Raw genomic sequence first — 14,202 nt, 5'->3', positions numbered from 1 at the left:
GGTGAACGACAAAAAAAACATCCTCATCACAGGTGGTGCCGGTTTCATTGGCTCGCATGTGGTCCAACTTTTTGTAAACAAGTACCCGCAATACCGAATTCTGAACCTGGATAGCCTGACTTATGCCGGTAACCTGGAAAACCTGCGGGAAATTGAAAATCATCCGAATTATAAATTCATCAAGGGTGATATCCTCGACATCGAACTGCTGAATTCGATTTTCAAGGAATATCCTATACAAGGTGTGATCCATCTTGCGGCCGAATCGCATGTGGATCGTTCCATCCACAATCCGGATGAGTTTGCCATGACCAACATTATTGGCACCATTCGTTTGTTGAAGGCAGCACACTCGGCATGGCATGGTCAGATGAATGGAAAGATGTTTTACCACATCTCAACCGATGAAGTGTATGGTTCAATAGCCGATGGTTATTTCACAGAGGAAACTCCGATTGATCCGCGCTCACCTTACTCCGCATCAAAAGCAAGCAGTGACCATTTTGTTCAGGCATTCGGTAATAGTTACGGACTTCCCACCATTATCAGCAGATGCTCCAACAATTATGGCCCCTATCAGTTTCCTGAGAAACTGATTCCACTTATGATCAACAATATGGTGAACAGCAAACCTTTGCCGGTGTACGGAAAAGGCGAAAACATCCGCGATTGGTTGTTTGTGGAAGATCATGCAAAAGCTATTGATGCCATTTTTCACAAAGGAAAATCGGGTGAAGTGTACAACATTGGTGGCAACAACGAGTGGAAAAACATTGACTTGGTGAAATTGCTTTGTTCCATTGTTGATAGGAAGCTGGAACGTGCGGAAGGAACTTCAGCAAAGCTGATCACATACGTTACCGATCGCCCTGGTCATGATATGCGTTACGCGATTGATGCTTCCAAGATAATCAGTGAAATAGGCTGGCGCCCCGAAACGGATTTCCCGGAAGGATTGGAAAAGACCGTAACCTGGTATCTGTCCAACCAGCAATGGTTGCAGCACGTAACCTCAGGCGAATACCTGAAATATTACGATAAAATGTACGCTAATCGCTGATAATCAATAAATTATGAAAGGAATAATCCTGGCAGGCGGTTCCGGCACGCGACTCCATCCGCTTACCCTTGCGGTAAGCAAGCAATTGATGCCGTTGTACGACAAGCCGATGATTTACTACCCACTTTCGGTATTGATGATGGCGGGCATTAAGGAAATTCTCATCATCTCCACCCCGCATGATTTACCCATGTTCAAAAAATTATTGGGTGATGGTAAACAACTAGGTTGTACATTTTCGTACGCTGAGCAACCCAAACCGGAAGGGCTCGCGCAAGCATTTATTATTGGTGCCGATTTTATTGGTAACGACAGCGTTGCATTGATACTGGGTGATAATATTTTTTACGGAAGTGGTTTCGGTAAGCTCGTTCAGTCGTGTGTTAACCCGGAGGGCGGAATTGTTTTTGCCTATCACGTGCATGATCCTGAACGATATGGGGTTGTTGAATTTGATGCAGAGATGAACGCCATTTCAATCGAAGAAAAACCAAAACAGCCGAAATCGAATTATGCAGTTCCCGGACTTTACTTCTACGACAATGAAGTGGTGAACATCGCCAAAACGATTAAACCGAGTCCACGCGGTGAACTGGAGATTACCGATGTGAACAATACCTATCTGAGAAAAGGCAAATTGAAAGTAGCGGTTATGAATCGTGGTACAGCCTGGTTAGATACGGGTACATTTGATTCTCTCATGCAAGCTTCAACCTTTGTGCAGGTAATAGAACAGCGCCAGGGCTTGAAGGTCGGGTGTATTGAAGAAATTGCCTACCGCATGAAATTTATTAATCGGGAGCAATTGCTGGAGTTGGCCAAACCCCTTGAAAAAAGCGGGTATGGTGAATACCTGAAGAACCTTTCTTAATGCAAATATAATTTCATGGATTTTGCGGGTATTTGCCTTTCCCGTTTAAATCGTATACATTTGCACCGAAATATGATCAACTAGACGAGGGGACGACAAAGTCCCCTCTTTGTTTTAGCGGTTTTATGGAAGTAACGGAACGCATACAAAAGCTGGCAGAGAAGCACCTGAAAAGTGATAGCCAGTTTATTGTTGAAGTGGTTGCTTCCTTGAAGAAAAAGCCGAATAAGTTGATTGTAATTGTTGACGGTGATCAAGGGGTAACCATTGATGATTGTGCTGACTTAAGTCGTGCTCTTTCGGCCGCGCTTGACGAAGCCAACCTGATGCCGGATCCGTATCACCTTGAAGTGTCAACTCCCGGGCTCGACCACCCGCTGAAACTGATTCGCCAATATCATAAGAACAAAGGGCGGCAGGTGAAAGTAAAGACAGCTTCGGGCATTCACCAAGGAAAACTGATGGGGGTGACTGATCAAGCCGTAACGGTTGAAGAAGCGAGCGGCACCGGTAAAAAGAAAGAAGTGAAGGAAGTTGTGATTCCTTTTTCGGAAATAGATAAAACGTTTGTAATGGTATCATTTAAATAATTATGACAACGCACGACACAGCAGCAGGCCTGATAGAATCGTTTGCAGAGTTTGCGAAACAGAAAAACATTGATCGTCCTACGATGATCCGCATCCTGGAAGATGTTTTCAGAAACATGATCCGGAAGAAATATGAAACGGATGACAACTTCGACATTATTATCAATGCCGATAAGGGCGACCTTGAAATCTGGCGTTTCCGCGAAATCGTTGATGACGATTCAGAAGACATCTGGGATCACGACAAGATCAGCCTGACTGATGCACGCAAAATCGAACCCGATTTTGAAGTAGGTGAAGAAGTGGCGGAGCAAATTTACCTGGAAGATTTTGGCCGCAGAGCAGTAACCACTGCACGCCAAACGTTGATTCAGAAAGTAAAAGACCTGGAAAAGGATATTTTATTCCAGAAGTACAAAGAACTGGTGGGCGAAATTATTGCCGGTGAAGTGTACCAGATCTTGAGCAAGGAAGTGCTGTTGATTGATGCAGAAGGAAATGAGATCTCCATTCCGCGTAGCGAGCAAATTCAGAAGGATCGTTATCGCAAAGGAGAAAGCGTACGGGCCATTGTTCACAAAGTGGAGATGGTGAACGGAAACCCAAAAATTATTTTATCGCGTACATCACCGGTTTTCCTTGAGCGTTTGTTCGAGCAGGAAGTACCTGAAGTGTATGATGGCTTGATCACTATTAAAAAAGTAGTTCGTGAGCCGGGTGAGCGTGCCAAGGTTGCCGTTGAATCATACGATGACCGCATCGATCCGGTGGGCGCTTGCGTGGGTATGAAAGGTTCGCGTATTCATGCCATTGTTCGTGAATTGCAGAACGAGAACATTGACGTAATCAACTTTACAGAAAACCTTGAGCTTTATGTGCAGCGTGCATTGAGCCCTGCAAAAATCTCAAGCATTAAAATTGATAAAGACAACGGCCGCATTTCAGTTTACCTGAAACCCGATCAGGTTTCACTGGCAATCGGTAAAGGCGGATTGAACATTAAGTTGGCGAGCCGTTTGGTAGGGTATGAAATTGACGTATTCCGCGAACTGGATGGCCAGGTTGAGGAAGATGTTGACCTGGATGAATTCAGCGATGAAATTGAAAGCTGGGTAATTGATGAACTTAAGCGCATCGGTTTGGATACCGCTAAGAGCGTGTTGAGCTTGTCAAAAGAGGAATTGGTTAGAAGAACCGACTTGGAAGAAGAAACCATTGAAGATGTTCATGCTATCTTGCGTAAGGAATTTGAATAAGAGTAGCCTGCACATCAAAAAGAAAAACAGTTTAGAGACTAATAGTAACGTATGGCAGAAGAAAAATTGATCAGGTTGAGTCAGGCAGCGAGGAAACTCAATGTGGGGCATCATACCATATTGGATTTCCTGGCGAAGAAGGGGCATGAGGTTGAGAACAACCCCAACGCAAAACTTACACCCGATCAGTTTGCGCTGTTATCAAAGGAGTTTGCTGCTTCAGCTACCGAAAAAATGGAGGCCAGCGGGCTAACCATCGGGGCAAAGCATACCGATAACCTTGTTATTGAGAGCGAAAAGGAAGTTGTCGCCAAGAAAAGCAAGGATGAGGAGGAGAGCATCATGATTAAAAACCTTGGTGCTACTGAAATCAAAACCAAAGAAGAGACCAAGCCTGAAAAAGTTGAACGTGATAAACCGAAACTGGAAGGCATTAAGGTTGTTGGTAAGATTGAGCTGGAGAAAAAGGCAAAGAAAGAAGAGGAGAAAGTAGAGAAAGCTGAGGAAGAGAAGCCTGAACCGAAGAAGGAAGAAAAGGTTGTTGAAAAGCCGGAGCAGGAGGTAATCAAGGCACGTGCAGATAAGTTGAAAGGCTTGAAGGTTGTCGATCGGATTGAACTTCCGGTAGAGAAAGAAAAGAAGAAGGATCAACCCGTTGCTTCATCGGATATTGGTGATGATAAAAAAGGCAAGCGTCCGCGCAAGCGCATCATCACCCAAGATAACAAAGGCCAACGCGGCAAGCCTATGCAGCCGCGTGTGCAAAAGGAAGAACCTTCCGAGAAGGAAATCCAGGATCAGATTCGCGCTACGCTGGCCAAGTTAAGCGGTGGCCATAAGAAGGGTAGCGGTGCAAAATACAGACGCGAAAAACGTCAGGCAGTTTCAGAAGCGCAGGAGCAACAAATGCTTCAGGAACAGGAAGCATCAAAAACGTTAAAGGTTACTGAGTTTATTTCAGCCAACGACTTGGCTTCGTTAATGAACGTTTCGGTTAACGATGTAATCTCTACGTGTCTGAGCCTGGGTATGTTCGTTTCCATTAACCAGCGCCTGGATGCAGAAGCCATCACGGTAATTGCTGATGAATTTGGTTACGATGTTCAATTCACAACCACCGAAGAAGAAACAGAGGTTGAAGAAGTTCAGGATACGGAAGAAGACCTGTTGCCCCGTGCACCTATTGTAACCATCATGGGTCACGTTGACCACGGTAAAACTTCGTTGCTGGATTACATCCGCAAAACAAAAGTTACGGCATCAGAAGCCGGGGGAATTACCCAGCACATTGGTGCCTACGATGTAACCACCAAAGGCGGTAACAAAATTGCGTTCCTTGATACACCCGGTCACGAAGCCTTTACGGCCATGCGTGCACGTGGTGCCAAGCTTACGGATATTGCTATTATTGTGGTGGCAGCCGATGATGATGTGATGCCACAAACCAAAGAAGCGATTAATCACGCGCAGGTTGCCGGTGTACCGATTGTAATTGCGATTAACAAAATTGATAAGCCCACGGCCAACCCCGAAAAGGTTAAAGAATCGTTGGCCAAGATTAATATTTTGGTTGAGGATTGGGGTGGAAAGTATCAGTGCCAGGCAATCTCTGCCAAGTCGGGGCAAGGCATTGATGAACTGTTGGAAAAAGTACTGCTCGAAGCTGAGATGCTTAATTTGAAAGCGAATCCGGATCGATCAGCAACCGGATCAATCATTGAAGCTTCGTTGGATAAAGGTCGTGGATATGTGGCTACCGTAATGGTGCAAACCGGTACGTTGCACATTGGCGATGTGATGCTGGCAGGTGCTCACTACGGTCGCGTGAAGGCGATGTTTGATGCAACCGGTGGAAAAATTAAGGAAGCCGGTCCATCAACTCCGGTACAGGTTCTCGGCTTGGATGGTGCGCCACAAGCGGGTGAGAAATTCTCGGTGATGGAGAGCGACCGTGAAGCACGCGAACTGGCTTCGAAGCGCGGACAGATTTTGCGCGAGCAGAGCATCCGTACGAAGAAGCACATTACACTTGATGAAATCGGTAGACGTTTGGCGATCGGTAACTTCAAGCAACTGAACGTGATTGTAAAAGGTGACGTGGATGGTTCGGTTGAAGCCTTGTCGGATTCGTTATTGAAACTTTCTACCAAGGAAATTCAGGTGGCCATCATCCACCGCGGTGTAGGTCAGATTTCCGAATCGGATGTATTGCTGGCGTCAGCTTCCGATGCGGTTATCGTAGGCTTCCAGGTTCGTCCTTCTTCTTCTGCCCGCAGGGTAGCGGAGAACGAAGAAATTGAAATTCGTTTATACTCCATCATCTACGATGCGATAAACGATGTGAAGGCCGCCATGGAAGGTATGTTGGCGCCCGAGCAACAAGAAGTTATTGTGGGTAATGCCGAAGTGCGCGATGTATTCAAGATCACCAAGGTGGGCACCGTGGCCGGCTGTATGGTTACGGATGGATACATCAAACGCAACAACCCGATACGCCTGATCCGCGATGGTATTGTGGTGTATGCCGGTAAACTGAACTCACTGAAACGCTTTAAAGATGATGTGGGTGAAGTGAAGTCTGGTTACGACTGCGGTATGGGCATTGAAAGCTTTAACGACATCCAGGTAGGTGATGTAATTGAAAGCTACGAAATGCGCGAAGTGAAACGTACGTTGTCGTAAAGCAACGAAATCAAATAAAATGAAAAAACCCGGTGATGAGCCCGGTTTTTTTATGCTTGCTGTTCCTGGAATGCTCACGGATGCCTGTAAAATGTCTTGCTTACAATCTTCCAGCCTTCGTTGAATTTATACAGCGATAAAAAATCAGTAAATATCAATTTACCTCCGCGGTGTGATTCCAGTTTAACGGTGGCCGCATTCCCCACCACTTCAACCGCCAGAAACTTTCCCTCGGTACGGTTGGCCGGAGGCGCAGGATTTTCCTGTCTTCTTTTTTCAATGGCGGCTATCCAATCACCAATGGGCAACGGTTTGATATCATTGTCCATTAGGCGAAGCATATTGAAGCTTGAATGAAATCCATTTTTGATATCCTGAATTGGGCCGTTGTTTTGAATGCCTTCAATGTATGCGGAGGTTACTACTTGTTTTACCTGATCAGCATCGGTTTGTGCAAAACAAAGTGTGGTTGCGACAAACGTCAGAAGAAAGAGAATGGCTTTCATGCTTATTTAGTTAGAATTGGTTTGCGTGATTATTTTAATACCCTTTCTCCTGCATTTTTTTCATCACCTTCCCTGCAATTACCTGCCCCCATTGTTGCCCGGCCTGCATAGACTCCTGTGTAATAACGGGTGTTTTCTGCGCAAGTTTCTTTCCTACCGAGCTTTCATAAAATTTTACGATTTCTTTAAGGTCTGCCTCTGATAAATGAGCCTTATATACCGGAACCATTACCGTTACCAAATCATCGATGGAGGTCTTCAACATTTCATTTTCCATTTCTTTCCAAAATTCTTCCGGCACTTGTGAATTCATGTTTTTGAAATTCGACATCATGGAAGTTATGGCAGTTTTAAACGCCTCTGCTGATCCGCTTGCTTCAAAATATTTTTTTAAAGCCGTGGTGTAGCTGTCTTGTGAATAGGAAATGAAAACCACAAGCAGCAATAATGCTGTGCTCAATAATTTTTTCATAGGATTAGCTGTAATTAAAATTGTACTTCCGGGGCACGTTCAGCACCTTCGGTCGCTTCGAAATATCCTTTACGTTCAAAGCCAAAAATACTGGCCACAACAACACCTGGGAATTTGCGTATGGTAGCATTATATTCATTAACAAGGTCATTAAATCTTTTCCGTTCAACAGCAATTCGGTTTTCGGTTCCTTCCAACTGCGCTTGAAGGTCAAGAAAATTCTGATTAGCCTTTAACTCGGGGTAGCGTTCAACAGTTACCAACAATCGTGAAAGAGCGGAGCTAAGACCATCCTGGGCTTGTTGAAATTGAGCTAGTTTATCTGGAGTTAGATTTGTGGGGTCTATTTTCACACTTGTAGCTGATGCGCGTGCTTCGATTACCCGGGTAAGCGTTTCTTGTTCGAAATTCGCATAGCCTTTTACCGTATTCACAAGATTAGGGATAAGATCCATTCTGCGTTGATATTGACTTTCAACATTGGCCCATTGGCCATTTGCAGCTTCATCCTTACTTACGAGACCATTGTACGAACCGAAAATCCAAATCGCCAGAATAGCGAGAACGCCAATTGTTATCCATTTTCCCATAATCTTTTTTCTTTAAAATTACCGTTAAACTTTAAGAAGACAAATTAGTTTCTACTGGTAGCTATGCAACTTTTTACAATAGTAGGATGTGTGTTGCTCCTTGGTCTTGCTGGGTGCAAAATCGACCGCGAAACGGCTATCGACCGGTCGCGCTTTACGTTTAACATAACGCCCGATTCTCACCTGTTTTTCAAGAATGTACGTCAGTTGTACTATGATGTTGAAGACCTGCCGGAAGCAAAATGGCGTGTTTACCGGTTTTCCGACCGACACATTAAATCACCGGCCATTCACCCGACCATTGTTATCGATTGGGCAAAGGAGGAAAGTTATCTGTTGCTGGAAAGTGACGAACAACTGGCCAACGAATCTATATTTCAGGTTTATGAATATGATCCTCAAACCGGAAGAAAATATGCCTATCAACTGGCTGAACGCGGAAAGGAAAACATGCTTGAATTTGCCACCAAACTCTATGAAGGCATTATGGCAGGACATGCGTTTACGGTGCTCGTGAACGGGAAAGAAGAATCGATTCTTCTGGATGAAGAAGATCGTGAAAACTTCAGAATAGTAATGGCTGATTACTACCGGCTGATTCGTGTCATCCGGTAATCGTTATTGCGCTGCTCCTTCGGCCATCTTTTCTGCGCTATCCGCAATACGTAACTGTTCGATGAAATCATCAATTTCTCCGTTCATGATAGCGGGTAAATTGTGTTGCGTATAGCCAATACGATGATCCGTTACCCGGCTTTGCGGATAGTTATACGTCCTGATTTTTTCAGAACGATCGCCACTGCGCACCAGCGTTTTGCGAGCAGCACCTATCTCGCTTTGCTGCTTCTGTACTTCCATTTCGTACAGCTTCGCTTTCAACATTTGAAAGGCGCGTTCGCGGTTTCCGTGTTGTGAGCGTTCTACCTGGCAGGTGATCACAATGCCGGTGGGCTTGTGCGTCATCTGCACTTTGGTTTCTACTTTGTTTACATTTTGTCCGCCCGCACCACTTGAACGTGCCGTTTGTACTTCAATATCAGCCGGGTTGATTTCAATACTTACATCTTCCACTTCAGGCAGCACCACAACCGATGCGGCAGAAGTATGTACACGCCCTTGTTGTTCAGTTGCAGGTACCCGCTGCACGCGGTGCACACCCGACTCAAACTTCATTTTGCCGTAAGCGCCATCGCCACTTACACTGCAAATAATTTCTTTATATCCGCCTGCAGTGCCTTCGGTAAAATCAACGGTTGTCATTTTCAGCCCAACCCGGTCGCAGTAACGTTGGTACATGCGCCACAAGTCACCGGCAAACAGCGAAGCTTCATCACCACCGGTGCCGGCCCGTATTTCTACGATGCAGCTTTTATCGTCATTGGGATCTTTCGGAATGAGCAATTCCTTCAGTTCATTTTCCAGCGACTCAATCTTTGGCTCAAGTTCATCGATTTCCATCTTGGCCAGTTCGCGCATCTCGGCATCTTTCTCTTTTTGCAGCACTTCCTTGGCATGCTTATACTGACTTTGGGCAAGCTGAAAGCTATTGTATTTGCTCACAATCTTTTCCAGATCGCCATACTCCTTGCTGAGTTGTGAATACTTTTTGGGGTTACTAACCGTGTCGGGCTGAACCAGTAACTGGCCAATTTCCTCAAAACGGTGCTTTATTTCCTCTAATTTCTCAATCATACCTGTAAAACGGGCGTAAAGTTAGCAAAAGGGATCATTCGTAAGATTTACTGATCCGCATTACCTTTGGGTATGCGATTACTGTATGTTATTCTCATTTTTATTTTGATCGGTTGTGGCGGCTCGCTGAGTGAAGAACAGCGCAAGCAGATGAAAGAGGCCCGCGAACTGAAGAGCATTAAAAAAGTATCGGAAGCCGAAATTACAGAACTGGCCTTCGCGCAGGGAAGAGACCTGATGAAATTGATTGTACAGTCTCCAAAGGCTGTCGATTCGCTGGAAGCTGCGCACCAGGTACGCATCTCATGGCTGACGCCCGGATCATCCGGAGGAACAGAAGTTGAAAGGCAGCTTATTGATGCCTACCTCAACAGCATTCTTTCAGGTACACCGGTAAGCGATAATGTTCAACGTTTGGGAGAAGATTCGCTGCTCTATTCCAAACCGGTAACCCGCGAACTGCCCGATGGTACTGTCGCAGTGGATGGCACCTGGAACATTAGCCTATCACGCAAGCAACTTGTGCTCAGCATCGAAAAATAATCAATCGATTTTTTTGAAGGTTTGATCGTTGAAATAGTCTTTGCGAATTAATTCCAATAATTTTTTTGGCGCGGGATCAATGAGGTAATGGGTTTTGCCATCAACTTCAGTTTCTGCTACTGGAATATCCCGCGAAAGCACATCTTTAAAAATTCCGCCCTTGTATTCGGAAGTTGCTTCCGGCATGGCCATGTAATGGATGTCGCCATTTTTTTCCTGCTTCACTATGCGCAGGTACCAAGCCACATCATCGCGTATGTTTATGAAGTAATACCCTTTGTAGTATTTCAACACCAGGCTGTCACTCAGCGAAGCCACATCGTCTTTTCCAATGCGGTATCCTTTATTGAAAACAATCAGCGTGTCGGTTGCGCCATTTACATCACTCACCAGGTAGCGCCCATGAAGTTTACCCGGAATTTCGGTTAGTGGCTTTACTCCTTTTGGTTGTGGTTCTTTGTAACAGATTTCGGTGCATGAAATCATGAAAAGTAACCCCAGGCTATAATATGGCACGCACCATTTCATTAAGGGAAGTTACAAATAACTTTTATTGATTGGCCAGGTTTTGGGTAGTATCCAACCTCTGGAAGGGAATGTGTGTCTAATCGGCTCAGAAACGCTAAGTTTGTATGGTGAAGGGGCTAAGAATTATTGCTTTTTGTGTGGGCGTGGCTGCTTTGGCCACAGGGTGTACGTTATCCAACGATAACATCACCGTGTTTTCATATTCGTATGAATTTTCACAATCCGATGAAGGGTGGGAGGGAGATTTTGCTGACTATCCGGAAAATGATTCCATTTTTTATGAGCTAAAATTCAAATATGACACGGTGCCGGGTACCAGCGGCAACCGAAAAGGGCTGATGTTAAGTGGAAACAATCACAGCGATGATTTATTCATGTTTGTTCGAAAAAAGCTTAGCGGACTAAAACCGAATACCACCTACCGGGTACTTTTTAATGTGCGTTTAGCATCTAAAGAAAAAACTGGTGCTGTAGGCGCAGGAGGAGCTCCTGGTGAAGGTGTTTTTGTTAAGGCAGGAGTTAGTCGCGTGCAGCCAAAAAAAATGCTGACGGATGGGACCTATCGGATGAATGTCAATATCGGAAGTCAGGCGGAAGCGGGTTCAGATGCATTGGTACTGGGACACATTGGTGTAAATGCAACAACATCTTCGTTTACGGAGATTTACCGAAACAACAATTCTGCATCCTCATTTTTGGTTACCACCGGGCAGAATGGTGAAGTGTGGGTATTCATTGGAACGGATTCAGGTTACGAAGGCATTACCACCGTGTACTATACCAGCATCGATATTTTCTTTAACGAGGCCGAATAATTTTTTTCTTTCGTGCTTTCGGAATTTTTCCGATCTGCGAATCTCCTTTTCGTATCAGTTCGCAAATCCGATAAAGACTTTCTTCAAAATCGGCAGCATCGGCCGGAAGATTTTGCCATAGTGTTTCCTTGTTACCCAACAATTGAACGGAACGCAGAGAAGGAAATTCGCTTCTAATGGTCGTTAAGTGATCCGGATGTAACGCAATCCACACGCCATTGTCACTTTCGTGTTGATCTTTTTTTCTGGTTATCAATACAATTTTTTCTCTTACATAAAAGGCATGACAACCAAACATGGGTTTTATTACAGGTTCAATGGGAAAGAGCCACTCCAAGATAAAATTGAAGGCAATTGGATTTCTTTTATGTTCCGATGTTTTTGTCATGGATAATTTCGAACCTCCGAGCTCTTTTTACGTATCTTTGGTATCCTAAAATCAAACAAAAAATTCGATGAACAAAAAAATCTGGATGACTGCACTTGTTGTAGCCGTCATTTCAAGTGCCGGTTTTGCTCAGGGTGTTGTAGGCAGACTGAAGCAAAAGGCCAACCAGGCAGCTGATCGGGCAATCGACAAAAAGATCAATGAAAAAATTGGTGGAAATCAACCCGCCAATACACCTTCGGGCCCAGGCCAACCGGGTAATTTGCCGGGGGGTGGTAACAACCCTTCAAATACTACGGGAGGAGGACTAGTCGTAACACCTCCGGATGTTCGGGAAAATATAGCGGATGCAGAAAGCGCTTATAAGTCTGCACGTTACAGCGATGCGCGTTACGCCTTGAAGCAGGCCATGCTGGGTGTTGAAATGGAAATTGGGAATAAAGTACTGCAGTCACTTCCGGCAAACGTTTCAGGCTTGTCGAAACAAGCAGATGCCGACCAGGTAACCAGCACCGGGTATGGCTGGGTAGGGTTAACCATTCACCGCGAGTATGCATCAGGCGATAAGCAACTCAACGTTACCATTGCCAACAATTCAGCCTGGATGTCGGCTGTGAATATGTATCTGAGCAACGGAAACTATGCGACAACCGGTGAACAAAACTGGAAGCAGACCAAAGTAAAAGGATATCGGGGTGTGATTGAATATAGTGATGGTTCCGGCTATAAATTAAGCGTGCCCATTGGGCAATCTTCGTTGATTGTATGGGAAGGCATCAATTTCGCCAGCGAGCAAGACATGATGAACGCAGCCACGTCATTTGATATTGACGGCATTAAAAACAAACTGGGAGAAAAGTAAGAACTTGTAAAAGGAGTAAACCGTATGAAAAATATTTTTTTATGCATGATAACCATCGGCCTGTGTGTAACCATGATGGCCGAGGCGCAGGAATTCGATAAGAGTTTGGCCAGTGCAAAGTTGGCATACAATTCAGGAAACCTGGAGGATGCACGTTTCAATCTGGAGAATGCATTGCGCGAAATTGATGCAGCGATTGGTCGTGAAATTTTGAAGGTGCTGCCAACCTCATTGGGAGGACTGAACAGCGACTCAAAAAACGATCAGGTTACCGGTATGTCGGGCGGACTGACCGGGGGCTTATACGTACAACGCAACTATGGCAACCAGGATAAAAGTGCAACTATTGATATTATCAGCGACTCGCCTTTGATGGCAGGTGTGAATGCGATTCTGGCTATGCCCATGATTATGAATTCAGGTGACAGCAATCAGAAGGTGGTGAAAGTGCAGGGCTATAAATCATTGCTTACCCGAGAGGTTGATGAAAACAATCAAACCAGTGGCTATCAACTGCAAACTCCATTTGGAAGTTCATTGCTTACGTTAGATTACAACGGAGCAATTTCGGAAGCTGATTTATTAAAGATTGCCAACACACTTCCATTGGAAAAGATTATTACACTGGCGCAATAATTCACTTAGATTTTAAAACAAAGGGCTGACTCCGATATGGGTCAGCCTTTTTTATTCTCTAACCCAGGTAATTTTTTCAGCCACGGGCTTTCTTCTGCTGGTGCGGGTAGCAGGTTTTGGAATGCCCAGGTGGAAAAAACCGATGATGCGATCATCGTCTGAAAGTCCGAACGCTTTTCTTGATTCAGGAAAGTAGGTGACTCCACCGGTGCTCAAGTAACAACCAACTTCATAAGCCGTTGCCGTGAGATACATGTTTTGCACAGCACAAAAAACAGCACCCGCTTCTTCAATTTCAGGTACAGATTTTTTTTCGTCACGCTTCATGTACACCAGTACGATGTGCGATGATTCCAATGGTTTTGTTAACAGATTGTTGTATCGGTCTTCTTTGAAGGTTCCGTCACGTTCCGTTACTTGCTTATACACTTCCGCCTGTGTGGAAGCGAGCTTTTTTCTGCCTTCACCACTATAAACAATAAACCGCCAGGGCTCAGTGAATTTATGCGTGGGCGCCCAGTTGGCATTCTCTAAAATTTCATGGATGATGCTTTCGTCAATCATGTCGCCCGTGTAGTCTTTCGGGAATATGGATCTTCTGGATCGGAGAAATGTATTTACATCTAGCGGTGTCATAATCAGCAAACTTTATTTTTTATGAAAGTACGCGATTGTACAAAAGCAAAAAAGCCGCCCGGGTATAGGCGGCTT

17 protein-coding genes are annotated in these 14,202 nt (G+C 44.8%); 10 read left to right on the top strand and 7 right to left on the bottom strand.

Translation table 11 applies throughout. The features are described 5' to 3' along the window. The first annotated feature begins 1 nt into the window (after nt 1). From rfbB to infB, 5 genes are all read left to right on the top strand, one after another. A complete protein-coding gene (gene rfbB / locus QY309_16470; GenBank protein WKZ59445.1) occupies nt 2–1,060 on the top strand; it encodes a dTDP-glucose 4,6-dehydratase in 1,059 nt (352 codons plus the stop codon). A 13-nt stretch (nt 1,061–1,073) separates the two neighbouring features. Continuing rightward, on the top strand, nt 1,074–1,931 hold the full coding sequence (rfbA, locus tag QY309_16465) for a glucose-1-phosphate thymidylyltransferase RfbA (protein ID WKZ59444.1): 858 nt from the start codon (nt 1,074–1,076) through the stop codon (nt 1,929–1,931). A gap of 125 nt (nt 1,932–2,056) precedes the next feature. Next, nucleotides 2,057–2,521: a ribosome maturation factor RimP gene (gene rimP / locus QY309_16460; GenBank protein WKZ59443.1), complete on the top strand. Its 465-nt coding sequence runs from the start codon at nt 2,057–2,059 to the stop codon at nt 2,519–2,521. 2 nt (nt 2,522–2,523) lie between these two features. Beyond that, nucleotides 2,524–3,777, top strand: a complete 1,254-nt coding sequence (nusA, locus tag QY309_16455) for a transcription termination factor NusA (GenBank protein ID WKZ59442.1) — start codon at nt 2,524–2,526, stop codon at nt 3,775–3,777. A 51-nt stretch (nt 3,778–3,828) separates the two neighbouring features. Beyond that, entirely contained in the window at nt 3,829–6,459 is a 2,631-nt protein-coding gene (gene infB / locus QY309_16450) for a translation initiation factor IF-2 (GenBank protein ID WKZ59441.1), read from the top strand. 74 nt (nt 6,460–6,533) lie between these two features. Here the strand turns inward: infB and QY309_16445 are convergent, their stop codons facing one another. The 3 genes from QY309_16445 to QY309_16435 are packed head-to-tail and all read right to left on the bottom strand — an operon-like array spanning nt 6,534 to nt 8,027. Further along, nucleotides 6,534–6,965, bottom strand: coding sequence for a nuclear transport factor 2 family protein (locus QY309_16445; GenBank protein ID WKZ59440.1), 432 nt, complete (start codon nt 6,963–6,965; stop codon nt 6,534–6,536). Nucleotides 6,966–6,999: 34 nt separating this feature from the next. Continuing rightward, a complete protein-coding gene (locus QY309_16440; protein ID WKZ59439.1) occupies nt 7,000–7,437 on the bottom strand; it encodes a DUF2059 domain-containing protein in 438 nt (145 codons plus the stop codon). Nucleotides 7,438–7,451: 14 nt separating this feature from the next. After that, the gene (locus QY309_16435; protein WKZ59438.1) at nt 7,452–8,027 is read right to left on the bottom strand and encodes a LemA family protein; all 576 of its coding nucleotides are present in this window, start codon (nt 8,025–8,027) and stop codon (nt 7,452–7,454) included. A gap of 63 nt (nt 8,028–8,090) precedes the next feature. Here QY309_16435 and QY309_16430 point away from each other — a divergent pair, with 63 nt between their 5' ends. Then, nucleotides 8,091–8,642 (top strand): hypothetical protein, encoded by a 552-nt coding sequence (locus tag QY309_16430; GenBank protein WKZ59437.1) that lies wholly within the window; start codon nt 8,091–8,093, stop codon nt 8,640–8,642. Between the two features lie 3 nt (nt 8,643–8,645). Here QY309_16430 and prfA read toward each other — a convergent pair whose 3' ends face one another. Continuing rightward, nucleotides 8,646–9,719, bottom strand: coding sequence for a peptide chain release factor 1 (prfA, locus tag QY309_16425; GenBank protein ID WKZ59436.1), 1,074 nt, complete (start codon nt 9,717–9,719; stop codon nt 8,646–8,648). 72 nt (nt 9,720–9,791) lie between these two features. Here prfA and QY309_16420 point away from each other — a divergent pair, with 72 nt between their 5' ends. Then, entirely contained in the window at nt 9,792–10,262 is a 471-nt protein-coding gene (locus QY309_16420) for a hypothetical protein (GenBank protein ID WKZ59435.1), read from the top strand. Here the strand turns inward: QY309_16420 and QY309_16415 are convergent, their stop codons facing one another. Further along, nucleotides 10,263–10,790, bottom strand: coding sequence for a hypothetical protein (locus tag QY309_16415; protein ID WKZ59434.1), 528 nt, complete (start codon nt 10,788–10,790; stop codon nt 10,263–10,265). It abuts the gene before it with no gap. A gap of 104 nt (nt 10,791–10,894) precedes the next feature. Between QY309_16415 and QY309_16410 the strand changes: the two genes are divergently transcribed. Beyond that, nucleotides 10,895–11,605: a hypothetical protein gene (locus tag QY309_16410; GenBank protein ID WKZ59433.1), complete on the top strand. Its 711-nt coding sequence runs from the start codon at nt 10,895–10,897 to the stop codon at nt 11,603–11,605. On the opposite strand, the gene QY309_16405 is transcribed toward QY309_16410, so the two are convergent. Beyond that, complete coding sequence (locus QY309_16405; GenBank protein ID WKZ59432.1) at nt 11,589–11,993, bottom strand: hypothetical protein; 405 nt, start codon at nt 11,991–11,993, stop codon at nt 11,589–11,591. The genes QY309_16410 and QY309_16405 overlap by 17 nt on opposite strands. Nucleotides 11,994–12,060: 67 nt before the next feature. On the opposite strand from QY309_16405, the gene QY309_16400 reads away from it, so the two are divergent. Both QY309_16400 and QY309_16395 read left to right on the top strand, forming a co-directional pair. After that, on the top strand, nt 12,061–12,855 hold the full coding sequence (locus QY309_16400; GenBank protein ID WKZ59431.1) for a hypothetical protein: 795 nt from the start codon (nt 12,061–12,063) through the stop codon (nt 12,853–12,855). Between the two features lie 24 nt (nt 12,856–12,879). After that, a complete protein-coding gene (locus QY309_16395; protein WKZ59430.1) occupies nt 12,880–13,491 on the top strand; it encodes a hypothetical protein in 612 nt (203 codons plus the stop codon). A 51-nt stretch (nt 13,492–13,542) separates the two neighbouring features. Here QY309_16395 and QY309_16390 read toward each other — a convergent pair whose 3' ends face one another. Continuing rightward, entirely contained in the window at nt 13,543–14,127 is a 585-nt protein-coding gene (locus tag QY309_16390) for a nitroreductase (protein ID WKZ59429.1), read from the bottom strand. Between the last annotated feature and the right edge of the window lie 75 nt (nt 14,128–14,202).

The sequence above is a fragment of the Cyclobacteriaceae bacterium genome, assembly GCA_030584025.1.
In the GTDB taxonomy this organism is placed as follows: domain Bacteria; phylum Bacteroidota; class Bacteroidia; order Cytophagales; family Cyclobacteriaceae; genus UBA2336.
This window is presented reverse-complemented; position numbering and strand designations above follow the sequence as displayed.

Bases quoted from the DNA above. Each gene is read 5' to 3' on its own strand.
- QY309_16440 (WKZ59439.1), bottom strand. From the start codon at position 7,437: ATGAAAAAATTATTGAGCACAGCATTATTGCTGCTTGTGGTTTTCATT.
- QY309_16445 (WKZ59440.1), bottom strand. From the start codon at position 6,965: ATGAAAGCCATTCTCTTTCTTCTGACGTTTGTCGCAACCACACTTTGT.
- QY309_16430 (WKZ59437.1), top strand. From the start codon at position 8,091: ATGCAACTTTTTACAATAGTAGGATGTGTGTTGCTCCTTGGTCTTGCT.
- rimP (WKZ59443.1), top strand. From the start codon at position 2,057: ATGGAAGTAACGGAACGCATACAAAAGCTGGCAGAGAAGCACCTGAAA.
- QY309_16395 (WKZ59430.1), top strand. From the start codon at position 12,880: ATGAAAAATATTTTTTTATGCATGATAACCATCGGCCTGTGTGTAACC.
- QY309_16435 (WKZ59438.1), bottom strand. From the start codon at position 8,027: ATGGGAAAATGGATAACAATTGGCGTTCTCGCTATTCTGGCGATTTGG.
- QY309_16390 (WKZ59429.1), bottom strand. From the start codon at position 14,127: ATGACACCGCTAGATGTAAATACATTTCTCCGATCCAGAAGATCCATA.
- rfbA (WKZ59444.1), top strand. From the start codon at position 1,074: ATGAAAGGAATAATCCTGGCAGGCGGTTCCGGCACGCGACTCCATCCG.
- QY309_16415 (WKZ59434.1), bottom strand. From the start codon at position 10,790: ATGAAATGGTGCGTGCCATATTATAGCCTGGGGTTACTTTTCATGATT.
- infB (WKZ59441.1), top strand. From the start codon at position 3,829: ATGGCAGAAGAAAAATTGATCAGGTTGAGTCAGGCAGCGAGGAAACTC.
- QY309_16410 (WKZ59433.1), top strand. From the start codon at position 10,895: ATGGTGAAGGGGCTAAGAATTATTGCTTTTTGTGTGGGCGTGGCTGCT.
- QY309_16400 (WKZ59431.1), top strand. From the start codon at position 12,061: ATGAACAAAAAAATCTGGATGACTGCACTTGTTGTAGCCGTCATTTCA.
- nusA (WKZ59442.1), top strand. From the start codon at position 2,524: ATGACAACGCACGACACAGCAGCAGGCCTGATAGAATCGTTTGCAGAG.
- QY309_16405 (WKZ59432.1), bottom strand. From the start codon at position 11,993: ATGACAAAAACATCGGAACATAAAAGAAATCCAATTGCCTTCAATTTT.
- QY309_16420 (WKZ59435.1), top strand. From the start codon at position 9,792: ATGCGATTACTGTATGTTATTCTCATTTTTATTTTGATCGGTTGTGGC.
- prfA (WKZ59436.1), bottom strand. From the start codon at position 9,719: ATGATTGAGAAATTAGAGGAAATAAAGCACCGTTTTGAGGAAATTGGC.